Here is a 22,968-nt window from a genome sequence, read left to right on the forward strand (position 1 = left end):
GAGAGTCGGCTAGTCGCTCAAGATTCGGTCAGGAAGAGACGACCGCTCTGCGCATCGTAATCGAAGATCTCGGCATAACGTCCCCAGTGAATCGCTGTCGCCAGTTGGCGTTGGGCCTCCTCTTCCGAAAAGTGCTCGTCGAGCAGATCTTGGAAGAAATCGTCCGGAAGCGCTCGATCCGCTTTCGCACGTAGCGCGCTTTCGATCTGGCGAAGCAAGGGGACGTGCGCGAGCGCCGCCTGACGGAAGAGCCGCTTCCGCTCCAAAATATCGGCTTCGGCAAAGGCGCGCCCCTGCGGCGTGATCTCGATGTCACCCTCATGAACGCGGACGTATTCCAGCAAAGTCGCCGCCTCGACGATCGGCAACAGATCATCAACCTCCATCGCCAACTCATCAGCGAGATGATAAAGGTCATCGCGTCCGCCACGGTCGAGTAAGATTTCGAGCAATCCAGCGATCCCACCGGGGCGCGCGTGTGGCAACATCACCGGCCTCGGTTTGGCAGGCACCGCCGCCGGCGCCATCTCCTCTACCTTCAGATCAGGTTGCGTCAGGACTTTGTAAATGTGATCGACCAGCGCGATGAACCCTTCCGTCTTTCGGTTGCGCGGTTGGGCCAGCTCAATGCGGATGTCAGCGCGAATGCGCGCCGGATTGCGCCCGAGCACAACGACGCGATCAGCCAAGAGCACAGCCTCTTCGATGTTGTGTGTGACGATGAAGATGGCGCGCGTCGGCATCTTTCGCTCAAACCAAAGTTCGAGAAGCTCGCCGCGCAGGTTCTCCGCCGTCAACACGTCGAGCGCTGAAAATGGCTCATCCATGAAGAGCACTTCGGGTTCGACGACCAGCGCGCGTGCCACTCCGACGCGCTGCTTCATGCCGCCGGATAGCTCTTTCGGATAGGCGGTCTCGAAACCATCAAGACCAACCGTGTCGAGGATCCTCAACGCGCGCTTGCGCCGCTCGATCGCGCTTACGCCGCGCGCGAGAAGCGGCGCTTCGACGTTTTCAAGCACCGTCAACCACGGAAAAAGAGCGAAACTCTGAAAAACGACGGCGACGTTCGGGCGCTGTCCGTCGAGCGGACGCCCGTGCCAGAAGATCGCGCCGGCGGAAGGCGGCGCAAGTCCCGTGAGCATGCGCAGCAGAGTCGATTTGCCGGAGCCGGATGGTCCGAGAAGCGCCAATATCTGATCGGGATAGATCCGTAGATCGGTCGGCGCGATCACCTGTATGCGCCGCCCGTCCGGCTGCGCGTAGAACTTCTCCACAGCGCGCGCCTCGATGATCGCTTCCGGCGCCATTTCATTCGCGCGCCGTAAAACCAGCCCTTGAACTTGCTCTGCCATCTTTGGTTGAATTTATCGGTTGAGATTATCGCGCTAGCGAATATCGCGTCAATTACGCAAATCCAACTCCGATGGACAGCCTCCTCATCGCAACTCATGTTTTAATGCTTAATCTGAATCCTCTCTCTCGTAAACGGTTGATAGAGAAGAGACTTACGCTATGCGTTGCACTTCACTCGATACGCTGAGTAAAATTACTCAGCATGCTGAGTAATTCGTCGACCGGATTCCAGCGTCCATACGCCGCCGAACTAAGGCGGCGACTGGCAGAGCCGCGTCGTTTCATTCAAGTCGTCATCGGCCCTCGCCAAGTTGGGAAGACAACGCTCGTCGCGCAAGTGACGCATGAGCTGGGGCTGCCTGTAACTTGGGCGAGCGCCGATGAACCGACGCTACGCGGGCCAGGCTGGATCGCCCAGCAGTGGGAACGCGCGCGATCAACGCTCAGCAAGGAAGGCGCGGTTCTCGTCATCGACGAAGCGCAGAAAGCGGTCGACTGGGCCGAGGCCATCAAACGCCTCTGGGACGAAGATACGCGCGCCGCCGTGCCGCTCAAAGTCGTCCTTTCGGGCTCTGCGCCGTTGCTCATCCAGCGAGGTTTATCGGAAAGTCTGGCTGGACGCTTCGAGACGCTCTACCTGCCGCACTGGTCCTACGATGAGATGCGCCAGGCTTTCGGCTTCAACTGTGAGCAGTACATCTTCTACGGCGGTTATCCGGGCGCGGCTCCGCTCATCGGAGAGCATGAGAGATGGGTGCGTTACATCCGCGATGCGCTCATCGAGACGACAATCGCGCGCGACGTGCTGCTGCTGGCGCGCATAGATAAACCGGCTCTGCTCAGGCGGTTGTTCGAGCTTGGGTGTCTTTATTCGGGACAAGTGCTTTCTTACACGAAGATGCTCGGCCAGTTGCAGGACGCGGGCAACACGACTACGCTGGCGCATTACTTGGAGTTGCTCGCTGCTGCAGGGATGTTGATGGGGCTGCAAAAGTATGCGGGACAAGCCGTCCGCTCCCGTGCCTCGAGCCCGAAACTACAAGCGCTCAACACGGCGCTCATCACCGCGCAGATGGGGATGAGGATGGAAGAGGCGCTGGAAGATCGCGAGACGTGGGGGCGGCTTGTAGAATCGGCGGTGGGAGCCCATCTGGCTAACGCGGCGTTGGCGGGCCGATGCGAGTTGTATTACTGGCGCGAGCGCCATCACGAGGTCGATTTCGTCGTTCGCGCGAGGCGTCAGCTGACGGCGATCGAAGTGAAGAGCGGCAGGCGAAAAGACGCATTACCGGGGATGGAGGCCTTCTGCGCCGCTTTCAACCCGCAACGCGCGCTTCTTGTCGGCGGCGACGGCATTCCGCTCGAAGAGTTCTTGGCGCGCCCGGTCGAGCACTGGCTCGCACGTCGGCAGGATTCAGCATGAGGTAATTACCGTTTTGATTCAAGATATATCTAAAACCCATAAGGTTAAGTACCACGTTGAATGGCCCAACAATCAAAAATAGTGCCCCCTTCCTCAACGAGAGGTTCACAATGTTATGAGGCTCAAACACATGAGCCGACGCACAGAAGCCCCGTATGTGTATAAGCGGTTGGTGTTGATCTTGAAGTAGTTCTTCCCGAAGATCAATACCAACCGCTCGGGTCACCCGCTCTCACGCTATGAGTGAATTATCACGTTCTGAACGTTGACTTCAGACGCGACCGGGAACGGCTCCCGATTATTTTCGGGTCACTTATCGCCTATTTTCGCCCCAAGAACCTGATGCGAGAAGTCAAAACGCGATGCTGTGTGCCGCTGAACTCCATAAAGTGCGGCGAATCGATGTTGCTATTGATCACCGTCGGATTCCTTCGCCCCGTAATATTGTTCATCCCAACGCGCAAAGCCAAGCGATACTTCAGCAGATCGAAACGCCATTCGACGTGGGCGTTTAGACTGAAATAGTCGGGCAACCGATGCGCATTTGGCGCGCCGACAACCTGCTGCTCTTGGTTGATGAAACTGTACGGGAATCCAGTATGCCAATCAGCTGAATAGGCCAAATCGAAGCTTTTCCTAAGCGGCGCTACCCCCCAAAGCAGGAATCGATGCGGAACCTCCCATGGTAACGGCCCGCTCGCTTGTTGACTGAAGACCGGATTATCGATATCAAAATCGAACACAGCGTTCGATCGCGCGCGCATGTAAGAGTATGAAGCGAAGAGTGGATAACCGTTCTTGAAGGTCCGCCGCAAAACCACCTGTAGCCCAGCGAAACGATCGCGCCGGTCATTGGTCAAAGCGAAAGCGACCCTCGATTGAGCGAGATCTCGCTGAACGTAAACCAATTGATCGCGTCCCCGACGCGCGATGAATTCGACCGTCAGATAAAAAGAGGCCGGAAGTTCGCGTTCGATTCCGGCGCTCCAATTCAGAAAACGCGGGGCTTTGAGGATGGGCTCACCGACGCTGAATGAGCTCACCACTGTCCGCACGCTGCCATCTCGCCTGTAGAAAACGTCCGTGCGCTCACCCTCTAACGGGCGCGTGACCAACGCCAGATTGGTCGCGTCGCGAAAATCCCCGACGCCGAACGACAATTTGGTCTTGCCGTTTTCGCCGAGCGCATAAGCGAATGCGATGCGCGGCGAAAACGTCAACTGATGGATGATCGAATCGCGGTCTAACCTCACGCCCAGTTCGGCGGTCAGACGTCTAGTTATGGACCAGCGATCTTGCAGGAAGGCCCCGCGCGCGAAATTATCCTTCGAGAGAAGCCCTCCGCCAGCAAACGCGCTCGTGCGAGCGAGAGTCCCATCGGCTCGCACGACGATTATGGGTCGGCGCATGACCGTTCGTTCATAAGCGATCGAGTTGAGCTCAACGCCCGTTTTGAATTCGTGCCGACCGGCCCAGTCGATCGTTGGCAACGTGAGATTCGCGATTACTTGCGCACGGCGCGCCCGATCCGCGCTCTGGCGAAAGAAATTCCCGCTCGCCCCCTCGGGACTCAGGCGATATGGCGAATCGCCCTGCGGCGCCTCATCGTCGCGGTACCAACTTATGCCGAAGCCGAATTCAGCGAACAATCCATTTGACCTATAGGTCTGCCCTTTCAGAGCTAATAGATATGCCGAGTTGCGCCGATCGACGGTCGCCTCAAGCGGCGTCAAAAGCGATAAGCCATCGTGTTTCGAACGAAAGCGATTGACGAGGAAGGTCGCCGTCAGTATGTTCCTCTCGTTCAGGTTTATCTGCGATTTGGTAAGCCCGCTCCAGCGCCACGCGCGAGCGCGATCGGCGCCTACGGGGAGTTCATCGACAACGTTCTGCACATACTCGCCATCCCCAGCCTCGTAGAACCAAGCCCTGCCACGTCGGATCGGTCCCGAGATGGTCCAGCGCGGGGTCCAGTTGTTCACATGCAACCCCTTGTTAGTCTGCACCCCAGGGATGAAATTGGTCGCAGAGAAACGATAACGATCATCTCCCATTCCGGTCGCAAGCTCGAGCACGCCGCTGCTCCCTTGACCGTACTGCACGGAATAGCGACTCGTCTGTAGTTCGATCGACCGGATCGCATCGGTGCTGACGTGCATCTCCAGCAGACCTGTCACCGGATGCATAATGTTGAATCCATCCAGATTGCTTTGCACTTGATAAGCATCAGAGCCGTTCACATGAACGCGCCCCACCGCGTCTTGTAAGATCTCTGGGAAGAATGGCAGCGCGTTCCGCACGTCGTGCGTCGATGGGTATGGAAGCGAAAGGATTTCTCGGCTGGTGAGCACAGCGCTCTTCTCCGTCCGTTCAGCTTGGATGCCAGCTGGGGATTCGTAAACGTTGACCGTTTCGGTGAACTCCTGCTGATGGTAAAGCGTCACCTGCACGCTCTCCGTATCAGAGGCTATCTTCAATTCGGTCACGTAGAACCCCGGCTTTTCGATGCGAAGCTGATACTCTTTAGCTTCAAGCCCGGTGAATTCGCCTTGCCCCGCCTCGTCAGTTGCCCGTACGATACGCCCCCTACCCGCCTCCACTAAGCTAAGCTTAGCAGCCAAGACAGGGATCCCATTCTCGTCCGTGACCGTGACCCTTAACCTTCGCGATCCGTCTCTCTGACTCGGTTGAACTGACGAACGTTCGCCCGCGATCCGCCCTAAGCGATTCTCAATGCATCGCCCAATCTCGAACCCGGTATGAGCGGCAACCGCAAAACTTTCCGAACATAAAAAAGAGAGCGCCAAAAGGGCGGAAACCCCATCCGTGATCCTAATGAATCGTTGGCCCGGCAAGTTCATGGCGGGTCCCCGTACTCTCAGCGAAAGGCTAACGTAAGTCCGGACGATGCGATCCAGTGGTCAAGTCGCACTCTCGGATAAAGATTATACGGAATGAAGATAAATGGAAGATTAATCCGAAATAGTCGCATCGCGTCAATCGCCTCGACTCGAACCTCTTTTGGATTTGAAACGCCGACCAATGATCGCCTTGATGAGCAGATGATCCGTACTGCTGGTCGCGCCGATGCCGACGCCGAAATTCAGTTCCCAGCGCGGCGAGACGTTAAGATCCGCAACGCCGAAGAATTGCTGCTGCTGATCGCGCAATGGATCGAACTCGAAGAGCGGCCCCATCGAGCCGTAATACTCGACGCCGATTGCCACTTCCTTTATAAGATCGTAGCTGATCTTCGCATTCGGTGAGAATTCGAACCCGCGCCTCGCGTTGGGCCCATGTAAAGCTTTTTCCAAAGTCGGATTGAAAGATAAATACCAACGCCCGAGCTCCCTATCGATTATCGGACGCAACTCGAGCGTCCACGTGTCTGCAGAATACCGCCGCCGCTGATAGCCAAACTCCGCCGATAGGCTCACCCCGACCGGCCATCCCCACCGCTTAGGAACCATCACGCGCGGCCTGACGTGACTGCCGACGATGTGCCACCCGTTGCCCGAACGCGCGCTGGTGAAGAAATAGAAACCGGTCTCGAACCATGAAGTGAACCCGTGCGTGATCTCGACCGTCTCGTGCCAAGCATGTTCGGTAGGCAATACACCGTACTCATCCACGGCCTTCGATCCGCTTACGGTGAAGTTCGAATGCAACTCGACCATCGTCTCGCCAGCAGGCACCGTCTCCGACCCGTAAACCTGGATCTCATAATTCTCCTGCCCACGGGCGTTCGGCGTCGCCAAGCTCAACCCGAAGATGCACAAAACGAAGAAGAAATAGACCTTCATCGTCAATCCTCGCGCGAACTAGTCGATAGGCTCTTCGTCAAAACCCAACGCCAATCGATCCAAGCCATAAACCGACGGCGAAAACAACGCCCCCTCCGACGATCACCTGCACGATCGTCCTCGCCAACGGGGTCTTCATGTAGTGGAAACGTATGTAAGCGATCGTCAGTAATTCAATAATCACGACGACATAAGCGATGTATAAAGCCAACCTGATATCTCTGATCAAGAAAGGCAACGTGTGCAGCATGCCGCCCACTGCCGTCGCTACCCCCGTGATCAAGCCCCGCACCACAGGGCTGCCCCGCCCCGTCACGCGACCGTCATCGGAAAGAGCTTCGGCCAACCCCATGCTAATGCCAGCGCCGATGGAAGCGGCTAATCCGACGAAGAAAGCTTTGTGTGGATCAGATGTAAGTTCGGCGGTCGCAAACAGCGGCGCTAAAGTCGAAACCGAACCATCCATCAAACCTAAGAGGGCCGGCTGCACCTTCTGCAGCACGAACCTTGTATCGTGGCCTGCCCATTCTACCTGCCTCATCGCTCAGCCAACCTCGAATGCGGGTCAAGGATAGCGCAGCGCCACTTCCGCCGTCAAACTAACTCCTTTATTTTCATATATTTAGAATTAAAGTTCGTTTTCATTTTCAATTCGTCGCTGCCGTCAAGAAGAAGCGGCCCGTGGATCCAGTCGATGGACTATCAACAGCTCGATGAATCGCGAACAGACATATCCAGCTATTGATTTTCGGGGGCGGATGCGCTCTTCAAGCGCATCGGGCACGAGCGGGCCATGCCGCGTTACGGACAGATGAAATATTGGCCCATATTTTGGCGAATGGACGGCACAACCTTTATGCGCGCTCTACACCACGAACCGAAACGCAAGACACGGAAGGTGTCTCTGCGTGCATCCTGAAAAGGATGCCCCCGAATTCATTCGGGGGAGGACGTCACGCGGATCTACGATTGATTAATAAATAGAGGGCGGGCAAGACTAGTAGGATTAGCATGGGAGCGGTAACCATGCCGCCGACGACTACTCGCGCTAAGGGGCGCTGCGTTTCCGATCCAATCCTGGTTGCCGTTGCCGCTGGCAGCAGACCGATGGCAGCCGATAATGCCGTCATTAGGACGGGTCGCATTCGCAACTCTGCCCCTTTCTTAACTGCTTCTGCTAAGGCCAGTCCACCCCGGCGTAGATCCTCAATATATGAGATCAATATCACGCCATCGAGAACAGCGACGCCGAACAACGAGATGAAACCAACGGCTGCGGAGATGCTGAAATTGGTTCCCGTCACAAAGAGCGAGATGACACCTCCGACGAGAGCCAATGGAAGTGCGCTGAGGACCAATAACACATTGCGCAGATTGTGGAAGTGGATGTAAAGGAGCGTGAAGATAATAGCTAAGCTTACAGGCACAGTGACTTTTAGTCGTGCCAGCGCTTCTTGTAGCTCTTGAAATTCGCCGGCCCACTCGTAGCGATACCCATCCGGCAGGTGAATCTGTTGAGATATTTTGCTTTCAGCTTCCGCGATGGTACTCTGTAGATCGCGGCCACGCACGCTAAATTTGATCGGGATATATCTTGCGTTCTTTTCGCGATAGATGAATGAGGCTCCAGTGTATTCGTTTATTTCCGCGACGTCGCGCAAAGGGACGAACGATCCATCAGGCGTGCTAACAGGTATTTCCGAGATAGCTTCAACAGTATTGCGGTAAGGCGGCAAGAAACGCACAACGACGTCAAAGCGCTTCTCCCCATCTAGCACCTGCGTAACGGCTTGTCCTCCGATCGCAGCTTGTACCACCCCGTTGATATCGCTTGGCAGTAAACCGTAACGAGCGGCGCGCTCGCGATCGATTCGAATCAACAGATTAGGTTGGCCTAGTTCGGTCAAGATGCCCAGATCGGTGATGCCAGGGACCGATTTCATCACCATGGCAATTTGGCGGCTCAACCGGTCCAACTCTTCTAGGTTATCGCCAAAAAGCTTAATTGAATTTTCGCCTTTCACCCCAGACATCGCTTCCTCGACGTTGTCTTCAATAGCTTGGCTGAAGTTGTAAGTCACGCCGGGAAAAAGCTCTCGCAAGCGCGTTTCCAGAGCGCTTACTAACTTCTCCTTTGTCATGCCAGGTCGCCACTGATCGCGCGGTTTGAGATCGACGAAGAACTCGCAATTGAAATAACTAGTCGGATCCGTTCCGTCATCCGGCCGTCCGAGTTGGCTAACAACGGTTGTCACCTCTGGCTCTTCTTTGAAAACCCTACGCATTTTGTCGACCAATTGATTGGCATAAGTGAAAGATATGGTGCTTGGCATTGTGGCGCGCACCCATAGGTTTCCTTCTTCGAGTTTCGGCATGAATTCGCCACCAAGCGATGAGAGAACGACCAATGCCCCGCAAAGAATTACAATTGAGAACGCCAAAGTGAGTTCCGCGTGTTCAAGGGCGCTATTTAGGGCGGTCGAATAAACTCGGCGAATGCCGCGCACAATCGCTGTCTCCTTCTCTTCCTCAATTTTGAGAAGCGAGCTTGAGGCAGCAGGGGCAAAGAAGAAAGCCATCACCAAAGCACCGGTTAGCGCCAATCCATATGTCACCGCCATCGGTCCGAAAATCTTTCCCTCAACTCCTCTCATAGTGAAGAGGGGGATAAAAGCGGCAACAATGATGCTTGTTGAGAAGAAGATAGCTGATCCAACCTCGCGTGCCGCTTCAGTGATAATCATGTCTTTAGCCAGCGATGATTTCGCTCTCTCGGCGAGATGTCGACAGATATTTTCCACCATGACAACTGAGGCATCGACTATGATGCCGAAATCGATCGCTCCCATTGAAATAAGGTTGGCTGAATCCCCGCGGAGAGTCATGATGATGAAAGTGAATAGCAAGGTGAGCGGTATAGTTAATGCTACGATGAGCGAGGCTCGCAGTTGACCAAGGAAAGCTATGATGATTAGAGAAACGAATATCATCCCCGTGACAAGAGTATGCGTGACCGTGCTCGTGGTTATGTTGATTAGCTTAGTTCGATCGTAATAGGGGACTATCTTTACCCCTTTAGGCAAGATTCGCGAGTTGAGTTCAGCCACCTTTTCGCGCACACGTTCCAAGGTCGGCAACGACTTTTCACCTGGACGCATTAAAACGATCCCTTCGACGATGTTCGAATCCTCATCTCGACCGACGCGACCGAGCGGAACCTTCTCTCCAACACTGATCCTACCAAGTTGCTTAAGATATAGCGGGGTTCCATTCTTCGACACAATCATCACGTTTTCGATATCATGTTCATCTTTGAAAAGCCCTATCCCCCTCACGTTAAAGCTTTGGTGCCCTACCTCCAAATAGTTAGCCCCCACATTCGCGTTGCTATTTGCTATGGCATTCATGACTTGCGTGATCGACACGCCATACTGAATCAGCTTGCGCGGATCAAGATCGACGTGGAATTCCTTCGTCGGACCTCCAAATCCCACGACATCAATAACGCCGGGTACTTGTTTGAACTGTCTTTCAAGAGTCCAATCCTGAATTACCTTCAGGTCCATCAAACTGTACCTCTGATCACCTATCAATTGATACCGATAAATCTCTCCAATAGCCGATTCGGGAGAGAGTTGCGGTTGCACGCCTGGCGGAAGCGAGGCCTGTTGTATGCGGTTCAATACCTCTTGACGGTCTACCGTGTAGTCTGTTCCAAAATCAAAGTAACACTTTATATCCGTAAGCCCGAAAAGGGAGATCGAGCGAATGACGCTCAACCCAGGCATCCCATTAAGTTGGGTTTCAAGCGGTAGGGTGACCTGCCTTTCCATCTCTTCCGCCGACCACCCCGGATTTTGCGCGATGACCTCGATCGTTGGCGGCGCGGGGTCAGGATAAGCTTCTATATCCAGATGTTTGAAAGCAAATAGTCCGCCAACGATCAGGGCTATAACTAAGGTGAAGATCAGCAACCTCTCTCTCAAAGAGAATTCAACTATCTTATTGATCATTGACCGTTAGCCACCTAGGATACTAGGGTTTTATTTTAGTCTCAGCTAAAGATAGCAGGGAGAAGATTAGAGATAGATTAAAACGAGATTAGTTCCTTTTTTAGTTTCCGAGTTAGTGAGGACTGTTAACATGATTGGATGTAGTACCATCGGCAACTGCCGCGTTTGAGGAAGTTGTAGCATTCTTATTGAGGCCTTAGTTAAGGGTTAGTTCGACATTAGTGGATTCGCAAACTTTAATACAAGCCTGACCACCAATAGTGAACAAAGAACGAGTTTTCAGAACGGCCCAGTCCTGAAGTTCTGTCTGGGAGATTTAGTGACAAGTGGATAGTAGAGTTTAAGAGGAAAACGAAAGATGAATTCAGAGGACTATAAACTGTTGCACGATCTTGAGAATGATTTTTGGTGGTTCGTCGGCATGCGCGCCATTACGGCATCACTGCTAGATCAGATCTTTTCTCCGCGACATAACGGATTGATTCTAGATGCAGGCTGCGGCACGGGTGGCAACCTACAGTGGTTAGCTCGTTACAGATCATCAGTTGTCGGTCTAGATCTTTCGGACGATGCGCTTCGTTTCTGCCGCGAGAGCAACCGAAACGATCTGATCCAAGCCTCGGTCGCGGATCTGCCTTTCGCTGACGAAACCTTCGATCTTGTAACAAGTTTCGATGTCCTTGTGCAATTAAAAGAAGATGATGCGGAAAAAGCGGTGCGCGAGATGCATCGCGTGCTGCGCGGAGGTGGCGTCGCGTTTGTGCGCGTCGCTGCTTTCGAATGGATGCGCAGCGGCCATGATGTGGCTTTGGGAACGCAGAAGCGTTACCGGCTCGACGAATTGACCCGTTTAATGGAGCGAGCTGGCTTCGAGATCGCGCGCGCCACTTACGCCAACGCCCTTCTTCTTCCCGTCGCGGCGGTACGGCGGCTCATCCTGAAACGAATTGGGCTCGCCGATGCCGGCTCCGACGTGAAGCCGCTCTGCGCGCGATGGCAATGGCTGAATCGCCCTCTGACGCGCGTGCTCGCGGCGGAAGCGCACCTGTTGCGTCGCACAGACCTCCGGTTCGGCCTTTCGGCCATCTGCATTGCGCGCAAGAAGCATTGATCGTGGCGCTGCAACAGCGAGCACCGATTTCTACTCGGAGATGACCAACCTTTGGCTGGCCAACGCGGCTTGCGACATCAGAAGCTCGTGCATCTTGGCGATGAACTAGGCCGACGCTCTCGCTTCACAAGCTTGTTTCTCATGTTTTGTTTGCGACGTGCCAAGAAATGAAAGCCGCGCTCCAAGTCGCCTCACAAGCTTGTTTCTCATGTTTTGTTTGCTTGGCGTGTTGGCTCAATGAAGATCGCTGCGCGCGCAATTGACCGAACGTTTCGTCGCGGCGGGGGCAGCGTTGGGGGACTCATAAGTTTACCGGCTCATACGGCGAAGCGTGAGACGGGACTGCGCCGAAACTCACAGGTTTCTGCTCTTTTCGAAATCGAGCACGGCGGCGATGACGGCATGCGTCTCTTCTTCCGTGAGGTGCGGATGGAGAGGCAAAGAAAGCAGTTCGCCCGCTACCTCTTCGGCGATGGGAAGCGACGAACGAGCGCCGGACGCAAAGAGCGGTTGCCGATGGAGCAAAAAGGGATAGTGGATCAGGGTCGAGATTCGGCGCCCGTCGAGGTGCGCGCGCAATCGGTCGCGCGCTGCATGCCGCACGACGTAGAGATGGTAAACCCCATCAGCATTCGTCATTGTCGATAGCTCGACGTTCGTCTCCGTGTTCTTCAACGCGACGGTCGCCCCTGGTATCAGTGCGCTGTTCGGATCAATCACGCGCCCCCCCCCAGGGCTAACAGATTTGCCCTAAGAACAACGGCAGAGTATATTTCCCTTACTCCGATTTCGACGATGCTGCATGTGCGGCAAGGTTACTAGGAAGTTATCTCAAAAATGGCAGAAGCTGAGGTGAACTTAGCGGTAAACGGTATTATGAGATAGCTTCTACTGATACTCTAAGCTGATACTACTTCTCCGCATGGAGAGAACGAGCAATGAATCCCTCTTTCAAAATGCTACTAACCATCCTTCGTCTCTCCTCTCTCTTGAATGTCCTCATGATAGCCTCCTTAATCGCAAACGGCACCGTGCAACAGAAGGCGTCGATGCTAGCGCAAACGTCGCGCCTTATCTTGACGATCACCGATGAGCGCGACCAGCCAGTAATCGGTGCTCGATGCGCGCTTCTGACTGCGGATGAGAGACGAACGCTCGTCGAAGCTGTCAGCGATGATCAAGGTCATGCCTCATTCACGGATCTTAAGCCTGGCGTCTACACATTGCGTGTTGTTCGAGAAGGGTTCGCGCCACTAGTGCTGAAAGAAGTCGCGATCGAATCGGCAACAGAAACATCTCTTAGTGTCAGTTTATCTATCGCCCCACTCGCCGCTAACGTAACCGTGAACGCAAGTAACACGCTTTCGACAGAGATCGAGGCAGGCGCTACCATCACCAACACGCTCATGAAGCGCGAGGAACTGCGCTTTCTGCCGATCTCCGCCCAAAGGGTTTTCGACGCTTTGCCGCTCACACCGGGCGTTATCAGATCCCCCAAAGGCGAGCTGAGCATCAAAGGCGCACAAGAGTCACAAAGCGCGCTCATCGTCAATGGCGTTCACGCCAACGATCCGGCAACAGGCAACTTTCGTCTTAATCTGCCCCTCGACTCAGTTGAAGAGGTGCAAGTCTTTCAACATCCTTACACCGTAGAATACGGGCGCTTCATTGGCGGCATCACACAAGTTATAACGAAACGCGGCGGCGAGAGTTTCCACTGGGAGCTTAATGATTTTCTCCCTGACTTTCGATTCAAAGGTGGCAAGCTGGTCGGCGTCGCCGAAGATGCTCCCCGTTTGACCCTGAACGGTCCAATCATCAAAGACAAGCTCTTTTTTGCGCAATCTGCCTCCTATACTATTGCAAAGAATCCGGTGCGCGGATTAACTTTTCCCGACAACGAAACGAAGATCGAATCGCAAAGCTATTTTTCGCAATTCGACTTGATCATTAACTCGAAACATACGCAAACAATCACCATCGGTTATTTCCCGGAACATGATCAGTTTCTGACGCTGAACTTTTTCCGCCCGCGTCCGGTCACTCCCAATTACAAGCAAAGGGATTTCTCCACCGCCTTGCGCGATAATTACGCATTGTTCAACGGACTACTCGAATCAACGGTTTCCTACAAGAGATTCAACGCCGAAGTCTGGGGGCAAGGTCAAGCTGATCACGATTTCTTCCCAATTGGTGAATCTGGTAATTACTTCGCCCAACAGAAACGCCATGCTTTGAGCTTTGAGTTCTTCGAAGTATACCAAGCGCCACCGCTACGAAGACCTTGGAACACGCTCCACGAGTTGAAATTTGGCTTCGACTTTATCCGCGTCAGCGCCCATACCGATTACCACGCCAATCCGGTCAACATCTTCCGCGGCGATGGAACGTTGGCCGAACGCATCGTTTTTGATAACCGACATGCCAAACCGATTAGTGTCGCCAACTACGAATACAGTGGCTTTATTCAGGACCGCTTGCATTTGCGTGCCAATCTTAGCTTGGATCTTGGGCTGCGCTATGAGAATCAACGCATCAACGTGCAAACCAATCTCGCGCCGCGAGCGGGCTTCGCTTGGGCACCGTTCAAAGATGGGAAGACTGTAGTGCGCGGTGGGATTGGGGTCTTCTTCGACAAAGTGCCACTAAATATCCGCAGCTTCTCCTTCTATCCGGGGCGCTTGGTTACCCGTTATACAACCGATGGACATACGATCCTCGATCGTCGTTACTACAGAAACGTGCTCGTCAACACCAAACCAATCGAGCCTTTTGATTTACGCAGACGAGATCCCGACGCTGGCTTTGTCCCGGAGAATTTAACATGGAACCTCGAGCTGGCGCGCCAAGTCTCCACGCGCTTGTTGTTGCGCATAAACTACCTGCACAGCGCGACGGAGAGCATTTATATCCTCAATCCTGAAACCGATTTCAGAGGGCAAACGGCCATCGTGCTCCGTTCAGCAGGCGAAGCTCAGTATCGGGCGTTTGAAATTATGGCCCGTTTTAAGTTGCGACGGAATGATTTGTTCTACGTCTCCTACGTCCGTTCGCGCGCCCGCGGCGATCTCAACGACTTCAACTCTTATTTTGGCGATGTCGGCGCTCCCATCATCCGTCAGAACCAGTACTCGAATCTTCCGTTCGACGTGCCGCACCGTTTGCTTGCCTGGGGAACGCTTTCGTTGCCCCATCGCATCACAATTGCCCCGATCATTGAATGGCGTACGGGTTTCCCTTATTCAAGGCTCGATGCTGAACAGCGCTTTGTCGGTCTACGCAATAACGACACGACGCGCTTCCCACCCTTCTTCTCTCTTGATCTTGAGGCAGCTAAAACATTTCAAGTTACGCGGAGATACGGCGTGCGCCTAGCATTGCGCAGTTTCAATATAACCAATCACTTCAATCCACAAAACGTCCATGCCAACATCGCCGATCCACGCTTCGGCACCTTCTTCGCTTCATCAAGCCGCACTTTTGCTGGCAGCTTCGATATTCTCTTCTAAACAATTCGTTCTTCAATAACGCCATTGAACCGTTCTCCAGTCATGTGTCCACAGATCGAAGCCGCAGGATTGCGGTTGTGACACAAGAGACCTGCAGTTGTGTTCGACTTTGAGCACACCGATTGGAGTCGACTCTGAACCAGCTAGCGTTTCCCTCCATTTGTTTCCTTTGTTCCTGGTTGTCCCGAGACCTCCACATCGGTGTTTTAGCATTGAGAAGAACGACATAAATCCGAGAAGCCGTCAATAAACGTAAATTCTCGCAAACCGATAAATCGCCGAGCAAACCATTTTTTTCGGAGGACTATAGTAATGAGAAAGCTCGCATGTTTGATCTCGTCGCTTTTTCTTTTCGTCGTCGGTGCCTACGCGCAAACAGTACAGGCTCCCAAGAAATCCCTCTACGAGCGACTCGGGGGCGAGGCGGCCATTTCAGCCGTGGTGGACGACTTCGCTCAAAGAGTATTGGCCGACCCGCGCATCAATCAGAAGTTCGCCAAGAGCAATGCGCCGCGCCTGCTCTACTTCCTTAAGCAGCAGATCTGCGCGGCCACCGGCGGCCCTTGCAAGTACCAAGGTCGCGACATGAAGACGGCCCACAAGAACATGGGCATCACCAATGGTGAGTTCAACGCATTGGTGGAAGATCTGGTGGCCACGCTCAACAAATTCAACGTCCCCAAACCAGAACAGGACGAACTGCTGGCGATCCTGGCTCCGATGAGATCGCAGATGGTCGAGGTCCAGAGCGATGCGACGGGGACCCCGCTTCCGGCTAACTTCAAACCGGCCCCGCCGCTGCCTGAAAAGAAGATCAAGGAAGGACCGTTTCCCAAGAAGAAAGGCTCGATGAAGAGCGCGAAACGCAGGTAGTTTCTCGGATTGGTGACCAACACGCCGGGCGAGCGCACGACGGGCTGTGTCTGTTTGCGTGTCCGTCGCGCGCTCGCTTTGAACAAACCCAGACGAGGAGTCCGCATGAACTTCAAACTCTCGCTCGCATCATTGATGCTGATGGTCAGCATGACAGCCGCCGCCATGCCAGTGCAAAAGGCCCCACGCAAGAAGCGACGGACGCTGGTGGCAAACGTCGCGATGACCAACTTCGAGTTCAAACCCAAAGAACTGCACGTCAAAGCGGGCACCACGGTCGTTTGGACCGACGAAGAAGGGACACACCAAGTCACCTCGGACGATGGACGGAGCTTTTCGTCGCCGACGTTGAACCCCGGACAGACGTTTCGCCATCGCTTCACTAAAACGGGGCGCTACCCCTACTATTGCTCTTTTCACGGCGGCAAAGGCGGCAGCGGCATGTCCGGTGTCATCATCGTCGAAAGATGAGTTTTTCCGTTGCCCGCCGCGGTCGCCGCATCCGCTACAGACCGGTCATCATCGCCGAAAGACGAGTTTTGCCCCTCCAAGATGAGAGCTTGGGCGTTTGTGCGTCCAATGTCCAGCGTCATCATCGTTGAAACTCGAATTCACTGTCCACTCTACAAAGAACAAAGAGTAAAAAAGCGTTCCGGTCGCCGAAACTCGTTAGCTTCTTTGCGTGAGGTGAAACGGCAAGGCTGGCTGCTCATTTATCATGCCGACTTCATACAAACTCAGTCCAGCGCGCACCCCCGTGCTGGGGGGGAACCAACAACGCTGTCCCTTCTCTCATGAAACTGTCCCCCAGTTCGAGCAAAAACGATGTGTCGAAGGCGAACCTGAGCCGAAACAGTCTCGGTGTTGTTTTCGGCCCGAAGTTCGATTATGCTGAGCGTTGCTTTCTGACGAACTCTCTTTAGATTTGAGCGCCGAAAGAATTCGCACCGTGCATTCTTCAGTACAGGAGCGTTGAGAAGATGTTTTGCCCTACGAACCTTCGACCGCATCTGGCTGCACTCACACTTTTGCTTGCGCTGTTCACGCCTTGTGCCGATGTTCAAGCCCACAAGTCGGCTCCGCAAACGCAATCTTCCACCGTAGCCCCCTCGCTGCGATGGCAAGATGCGCGCGGCAGCGGGACAAAACAGGAGGCCGGGCGCAACGGGCGCGCCCCCAACAGGTGAAGCAAGCGAACTTCAGGCTTCGCCGTTGGAAGGACGCGCGCTGCTCCTTTTGGATCAAGTTCTCGCTTCGCTCAAGGAATTGGACAAAGCTGAACCGCGCATTCGCGCGCAGGCACAAATCGCCGATCTACTTTGGAAGCACGATGCGCCCCGCGCGCGTCGCTTGCTGGAACAGGCTTTTCGCGCCGCTGGCGAACTCAAAGATGAGCGCCCGCCGTCGCCTTCGGGCGACAGACGCTCGCCGCTGCCGCCAGCTCCGCCATCGAGAATCGTCTTGCAGGGCGAGATTTTGCGCATCGCCATCAAACACGACGCCAAGCTGGCCGAACAACTGGTGAGAACGATTGCGGAAGATGCCGGTCGACCGGAAGAGAGGAGTGCCAAGGATGTGGCGCCGGATGGCATGGACCGCCTTTTCAACCGTTCGCTCATCCTCTTGCAAATGGCGATGACCATCATGGAGAGCGATCACGTGCTGGCGGCGCGGCTTGCCCGGCAGAGCCTCGATACAGGCATCAACCCGCTCCTCCCGAGCGTCCTTCTCACGCTCAAGACGCACGACCGGGCGCGCGCCGACGAGATCTACCGTGCGGCGCTGCAAAAATTGCAGCAGCAACCCGTGGAAGAAGCGTTGATGTCGCTCCATGTTTACGCGATGCCCAGCGGAGTCTTCACGCTGCTGCCATCGAACTTGGGCGCCAAAGAGAGAGAGGCGTTGAGCGACGATCCAGAACTCGCGCGCGAATACCTTGAGGTCGCTTTCACCAAGCTCACGGAATGCGCCGAGTCGCTGCGCGCCGGCGCGGAGCAAGGGACGCGCAAAGAGTTCTTCTGCTTCACGACGGCGCAAATGCTTCTGCCGGCGTACGACCGTTATCTGCCGGACAAGAGCGCGATGATGCGCGCCGTGCGCGACGAACTACAGCGACGAGTCGGCGACGGTGCCGATCTGTTCAATCCCTTTGCCGAAAAGGAATCGGCACAAGAACTCCTCTCCCGCGCCGAGAACGAAAAGGAAGAGTTCAAGCGCGACATGATCTACCTTCGCGCCGTGCAGAAGCTGCTCGGAGAGCGAAGGTTCGACGAAGCCATCGCGGCGGCTGACAAGATCAAGAACGAGGAATTCAAGTCCCTCATCGCCGACGCGGCGCGTATGCAAGCGGCTTTTTTGCACATGAGCGAAGGCGATTTCGACACGGCGATCCGTTACGCTCGCGCCATCTCCAAGGTCCAGATGCAGGCCAGCATCTTCGCGAGCATGGCGCAGAAAGCCCTTGATCGCAATGATCTAGCGCGCGCGACCGAACTCGTCGAGGAAGCGCGAAAGTTCATCGAACGGAGCGAAGACGGCCCCGACAAAATGCGCGCGCTCGTCATCACGGCGGGCGTCATGGCGCGGTTCGGTTCACTGCGCGCGTTCGAGTTGATGCGGCGCGGCGTGGAACTGGCGAACTGGCTGGACGAAAAGGGTCAATCTTCCAGCGATCCTTTTTCAACGGTCTTTATCGCTTTCTTGCCGGAAAATCCTTTGAGCGTCGAAATGCCTTTACGACTTCTTGCGCGCGCCGACTTCGAACGAGCGCTCGAACTTGCGTGCGGCTTCAAGAATCCAGAACGAAGAACCATGGCGCAGATCGCCGTTACGCGCAGCGCTCTTTCCGAAAACGACTCTTTTGACGCGATTGGAAGCTGTGTTGATCAAGGTAACCGAGTTTGAAACAATGGAGACGACTGCCAACGTTCGTCCATCGGGCGAAAAGCCGAGTCCGTGCACCAGCAAAGCATCCTTGTAGATGGGGACTCAATCCAGCGATGAATGGATCGCCCAAGCGAATTAAGCCATGAGCTTTCCTCGCTCACTTTTCATCTTTCGGCTTGAGCGACCGCTCTTGTCTAAACTCGGCGGCCCGATGTAAGTGCGCACGCGGATGATGTGCATTGTAAACCTCACGAAGCTTCCGCGTGGTCAAGTGAGTATAGATCTGCGTCGTCTCAATATCAGCATGCCCCAGTAACAACTGAACCGAACGGCAGTCAGCCCCGCGTTCCATCATATGTGTCGCAAAACTGTGTCGCAAAACATGCGGCGTCGCCCAAAGCCCCGCCATCTCGGCATAACGACGAACCAAACGCCACACCTGCTGGCGCGTCAATGCTCGTCCGCACGCGGCGCTGGCGAATAGATACCGACGCTTTTTGCCCCCACCAGACAACTCCAGATAGCGACGAAGCCAATCGAGCGCGCTCCGCCCGCAAGGGACTTGGCGCTGCTTACGCCCCTTCCCGCTGCGCACCAAGACAAGGCCGCGATCAAAGTCGATATCCTCTGGGGCGAGAGCCACCAGTTCCGAAACGCGCAAGCCAGTCGCGTAAAGTAGTTCTAGAATGGCCCGATCACGCACTCCCTCGATCGTCTCGACGTTCGGTCCAGCCAACAAACGCTCGACATCCTCTGTGGACAACACTACTGGGAGAGAGAACGCTCTCCTCGATATCTTCAGATCCGCCGTCGGATCATCTTTTCGGTAGCCATCTAGCTGAAGGAAATGGTAGAAGCTGTGCACCGCAGCGAGCGCCCGCCCGATCGAGCGCGGCTGAAGTCCCCGGTCTACAGCCAACCAGCGAACCCAAGCGATTATGTCCTCTCGCTTCAGATCCTCTAGGGGACGCGGTGCAGCCCAATCAGAAAGCGCTTTCAGGTCGCGCCGGTAAGCCGCTATCGTATTATTTGAAAATCCCTTTTCGACAACCAGATGCGCCAGATACTCTCCGATCAGATCTCGTTTCATTTCGCCCATAACCTTTTGGTTAAAGGTTCGAACGACTGAACCCGATGATGGCGAAGATGGCCCCGAGGACGACGAAGAGGTTGAAAAAAGCGCCAACGCCCAGCGTCATCTCGGCGTCGTTGCGCAACATGCCCAATCCGAGCAACAGCAGTTGAAGATGAAACAGAACCAGACAAGCGGCGCTCAAAGCGAACCAACTCACTCGCAGGCCAGCGCGTCGTGCACGTGAGAATCCAAGCACCGCAGCGATCAACCAACCGATGGCTCCGCCAACCAATAGCGTAATCACGACTGGCGCGAAAAAGGTTGGGATCGAATAGACTTCCGCTTGTTGAATCAATGCCAGAAAGGATATGGCGCACATCTCATCAGACTCCTGTGGATTAAACTTCAACGCCCGGCCATGGATCTGACCCACCAACCGGGCGCAAGAAGAATACGAAAAACCGGATCTTTTGTCAGCGCCGAATGCGGCTCTTTCCAGGGGAAACTTTTCGGCGCCAGCTCACATGCGACCTCCTCCTTTCCCCATCAGGGACACCTTGGGGAAGGGAGCAGCGTCGCTTAACTACTGCGTGATGTGTATCTCCTCATCTTTGTTGACGTGCCGCAAGAAGAAGACCAGCGCACATGCGCAAGCGATCGCGATGCCGGCGATCGCCAACCAAAGATAACTGGTCCCGCCCTGCCAATCGATCTGCCCAGTCTGCGGATTCCTGTACGTCGCAAACCGGTAGAACTGCCAGATGCCGAACGCTAACGAGATCAAGCCTACTATCCAACACAGGATATCTATGGCTTTGCTGCTCATACGGACCTCCGGCGTCAAGTAGATTTATAGATGATTGCCCTGACTCTCAAAAGCAGATCGCCCCGGAGCGTCCCTGTAGGAAATAATGTTAACTCCGCTCTTTCCGAGAAGCAAGATAGATTTTTTCGCCGGTTCGATCGCGCGAATTCAATCGCTTTCTGCGATGAGGATTCGACGCACATCGCCTTCGCGCCGCGTAACGCCATGACGATCCAGATACTCGAGCAAGGGGATCGCGTATTTGCGCGATAGCCCGATCAGCGTTTTGAAGGCGGGCACGTCGATGTTCGCCCCGCACTTCATCGCGTACTCGCGCAATCGCTCGCGCAGCGCTTCAAGAGCCTCGCGATGTATGAGCATCTCATCATCTAGGCGAATGAGGGTGCCCGAATCGACGAGCAACTTTAGAAGCTTACGCGCGCGCTCTTTCGGCGCACTATCGATCCGCTTCAACGCCGCTTCCATAGTCAAGGCTTCAAGCCCGCTTCGCCGGAAAATGAGTTCAAGCTCATCTTTCAAAATCCGATCGGATGGCGAAAGCTCCGGTTGATGAGTCGACAAACGCACCGTGTCGCGATCCACGACCACCCGGCCAGAGGCTTCGACGTTCGCCAAAGCGGCGCGGAAGAGTTCGACGGGGAGGCGGGCGCATGCGCGCTCGCGCAATTCTTCACGCGACATTCCCTTTACGAGCGGCTCTCGCCTGTGAAAATCGGCGAGCTCATCGAGCAAGGCTTCGACCAATCCGTCGAACTGTTCGCGCGAGATGAATACGTTCTCCGCTTCGACCACCGCTCCGCGTTCCCTCGCGCCGCGTAGCGCTTCAGCGAAAGCCTCATCGCTCAATCCCGTACGCGCCAAGATCTCAGCTCGAGTGAGACCGCGCGCGCCAGCCATCTCGATCAAAGCGACCAAGCGAGTCGTCTCATCGGCAGCGCTCAGACTCTGCAGTCGTGCGCGCGCGATGGGCAACTCCCTACGGCGATGCTTTGGCGGATGGACATCGCAGACGCGCCCACCGGCGATCGTTCGTAGCGGCGAACCGAATCTAACGATGAAACGGTCATCGGGCAAAGCGCCGATCGGCTTTTCACACTTGAATTGCGCGAAACCCGCCCGACCACACGCGATCTCGCCATCATCTTCTAAGACGCGCACGCGCGCCATCACCTCTGCGGTCCCGATATGCACATGCACGCTCATCCGCGAACGCAAGGGCAAACCATCTTCGAGAACTTCGACGAAGGCGTCGAAGGCGCGTGTCGCATGCAAACGGCCCGCCGGGGCGAGCGTCATGCCGCGCCAGAGCGCCGAGATCTCCACGCCGCTAAGATTCACGGCTGCGCGCTGCCCGGCTCGGGCGCGCTCGACAGGTCGCCCATGAACCTGCAATCCGCGCACGCGCGCACACATGCCTGCAGGCAAAATCTCGACATCTTGTCCTTCGACGATCTCGCCAGCGATGAGCGTACCGGTGACGACGGTGCCGAATCCGCGCACCGTGAAGACGCGATCGATCGGGAGCCGCATCACCTTTCCAGCGCAACGCGGCCCGATAGCCAAGGACAGCTTGCGCAAAACGCCCTTGAGCTCGCTTATGCCCTCTCCTGTGCGCGCGCTCGTTGCGATGATTGGAGCATCGGCGAGAAACGATCCGCGCGTCAACTCTTCGATCTCGGCACGCACCAAAGCGAGAAGTTCGTCGTCGACCGTATCCCGTTTGGAGATGACGACGATGCCGGATTTGACGCCGAGCAGACGGCAGATCTCAAAATGCTCGCGCGTCTGCGGCATGACGCCTTCATCCGCCGCGACGACGAGCATGACGAGATCGATCCCATGCGCTCCGGCGAGCATATTACGAATGAAACGTTCATGTCCTGGCACATCCACGAAACCTATGTGAACGTCTCCCAAATCGAGATCGGCGAAGCCGAGATCGATCGTGATGCCGCGCCGCTTCTCCTCGGGCAAACGATCCGTATCGACGCCCGTCAACGCGCGCACGAGCGCCGTCTTCCCGTGATCTATATGTCCGGCTGTGCCGACGATTATCGAACGCATCAGATGTGCCGGCAAACGAGTCTAATCAA

The 22,968-nt window shown here is 55.2% G+C and carries 16 protein-coding genes; 6 read left to right on the forward strand and 10 right to left on the reverse strand.

The features are described 5' to 3' along the window. Positions 1–17: 17 nt before the first annotated feature. Positions 18–1,355: an ABC transporter ATP-binding protein gene (locus tag PYK22_RS04195; RefSeq protein ID WP_211197609.1), complete on the reverse strand. Its 1,338-nt coding sequence runs from the start codon at positions 1,353–1,355 to the stop codon at positions 18–20. A 203-nt stretch (positions 1,356–1,558) separates the two neighbouring features. Between PYK22_RS04195 and PYK22_RS04200 the strand changes: the two genes are divergently transcribed. Beyond that, positions 1,559–2,779, forward strand: a complete 1,221-nt coding sequence (locus tag PYK22_RS04200; RefSeq protein WP_099606161.1) for an ATP-binding protein — start codon at positions 1,559–1,561, stop codon at positions 2,777–2,779. A 320-nt stretch (positions 2,780–3,099) separates the two neighbouring features. On the opposite strand, the gene PYK22_RS04205 is transcribed toward PYK22_RS04200, so the two are convergent. The 4 genes from PYK22_RS04205 to PYK22_RS04220 all read right to left on the reverse strand — a co-directional run bounded on the left by PYK22_RS04205 (position 3,100) and on the right by PYK22_RS04220 (position 10,595). Next, the gene (locus PYK22_RS04205) at positions 3,100–5,640 is read right to left on the reverse strand and encodes a TonB-dependent receptor (protein ID WP_041974752.1); all 2,541 of its coding nucleotides are present in this window, start codon (positions 5,638–5,640) and stop codon (positions 3,100–3,102) included. A 135-nt stretch (positions 5,641–5,775) separates the two neighbouring features. After that, positions 5,776–6,582: a hypothetical protein gene (locus tag PYK22_RS04210; protein ID WP_041974754.1), complete on the reverse strand. Its 807-nt coding sequence runs from the start codon at positions 6,580–6,582 to the stop codon at positions 5,776–5,778. A gap of 37 nt (positions 6,583–6,619) precedes the next feature. Continuing rightward, positions 6,620–7,123 carry a VIT1/CCC1 transporter family protein gene (locus tag PYK22_RS04215; protein ID WP_041974756.1) on the reverse strand — a complete coding sequence of 168 codons (504 nt, stop codon included), beginning with the start codon at positions 7,121–7,123 and terminating at the stop codon, positions 6,620–6,622. Between the two features lie 412 nt (positions 7,124–7,535). Next, positions 7,536–10,595, reverse strand: a complete 3,060-nt coding sequence (locus PYK22_RS04220; protein WP_041974759.1) for an efflux RND transporter permease subunit — start codon at positions 10,593–10,595, stop codon at positions 7,536–7,538. A 358-nt stretch (positions 10,596–10,953) separates the two neighbouring features. Between PYK22_RS04220 and PYK22_RS04225 the strand changes: the two genes are divergently transcribed. Then, positions 10,954–11,706, forward strand: coding sequence for a class I SAM-dependent methyltransferase (locus PYK22_RS04225; RefSeq protein WP_041974761.1), 753 nt, complete (start codon positions 10,954–10,956; stop codon positions 11,704–11,706). Positions 11,707–12,060: 354 nt separating this feature from the next. Here PYK22_RS04225 and PYK22_RS04230 read toward each other — a convergent pair whose 3' ends face one another. Continuing rightward, positions 12,061–12,426, reverse strand: a complete 366-nt coding sequence (locus tag PYK22_RS04230; RefSeq protein WP_041974763.1) for a carboxypeptidase-like regulatory domain-containing protein — start codon at positions 12,424–12,426, stop codon at positions 12,061–12,063. A 329-nt stretch (positions 12,427–12,755) separates the two neighbouring features. Here PYK22_RS04230 and PYK22_RS04235 point away from each other — a divergent pair, with 329 nt between their 5' ends. The 4 genes from PYK22_RS04235 to PYK22_RS04250 all read left to right on the forward strand — a co-directional run bounded on the left by PYK22_RS04235 (position 12,756) and on the right by PYK22_RS04250 (position 18,992). Then, positions 12,756–15,215, forward strand: coding sequence for a TonB-dependent receptor (locus tag PYK22_RS04235; protein WP_162199789.1), 2,460 nt, complete (start codon positions 12,756–12,758; stop codon positions 15,213–15,215). 312 nt (positions 15,216–15,527) lie between these two features. After that, positions 15,528–16,088 (forward strand): group I truncated hemoglobin, encoded by a 561-nt coding sequence (locus PYK22_RS17155; protein WP_083437594.1) that lies wholly within the window; start codon positions 15,528–15,530, stop codon positions 16,086–16,088. A 105-nt stretch (positions 16,089–16,193) separates the two neighbouring features. Further along, positions 16,194–16,559, forward strand: coding sequence for a cupredoxin domain-containing protein (locus tag PYK22_RS04245; RefSeq protein ID WP_157770662.1), 366 nt, complete (start codon positions 16,194–16,196; stop codon positions 16,557–16,559). Between the two features lie 654 nt (positions 16,560–17,213). Then, positions 17,214–18,992 (forward strand): hypothetical protein, encoded by a 1,779-nt coding sequence (locus tag PYK22_RS04250; RefSeq protein ID WP_157770663.1) that lies wholly within the window; start codon positions 17,214–17,216, stop codon positions 18,990–18,992. A gap of 139 nt (positions 18,993–19,131) precedes the next feature. Here PYK22_RS04250 and xerA read toward each other — a convergent pair whose 3' ends face one another. From xerA to selB, 4 genes are all read right to left on the reverse strand, one after another. After that, the gene (gene xerA / locus PYK22_RS04255) at positions 19,132–20,064 is read right to left on the reverse strand and encodes a site-specific tyrosine recombinase/integron integrase (RefSeq protein ID WP_083437606.1); all 933 of its coding nucleotides are present in this window, start codon (positions 20,062–20,064) and stop codon (positions 19,132–19,134) included. Positions 20,065–20,083: 19 nt separating this feature from the next. Next, a complete protein-coding gene (locus tag PYK22_RS04260; RefSeq protein ID WP_157770664.1) occupies positions 20,084–20,428 on the reverse strand; it encodes a hypothetical protein in 345 nt (114 codons plus the stop codon). Between the two features lie 204 nt (positions 20,429–20,632). After that, positions 20,633–20,875, reverse strand: coding sequence for a hypothetical protein (locus tag PYK22_RS04265; RefSeq protein ID WP_041974770.1), 243 nt, complete (start codon positions 20,873–20,875; stop codon positions 20,633–20,635). Between the two features lie 147 nt (positions 20,876–21,022). After that, complete coding sequence (gene selB, locus PYK22_RS04270) at positions 21,023–22,939, reverse strand: selenocysteine-specific translation elongation factor (protein ID WP_041974772.1); 1,917 nt, start codon at positions 22,937–22,939, stop codon at positions 21,023–21,025. Between the last annotated feature and the right edge of the window lie 29 nt (positions 22,940–22,968).

The organism is Pyrinomonas methylaliphatogenes, from assembly GCF_000820845.2.
GTDB lineage: Bacteria > Acidobacteriota > Blastocatellia > Pyrinomonadales > Pyrinomonadaceae > Pyrinomonas > Pyrinomonas methylaliphatogenes.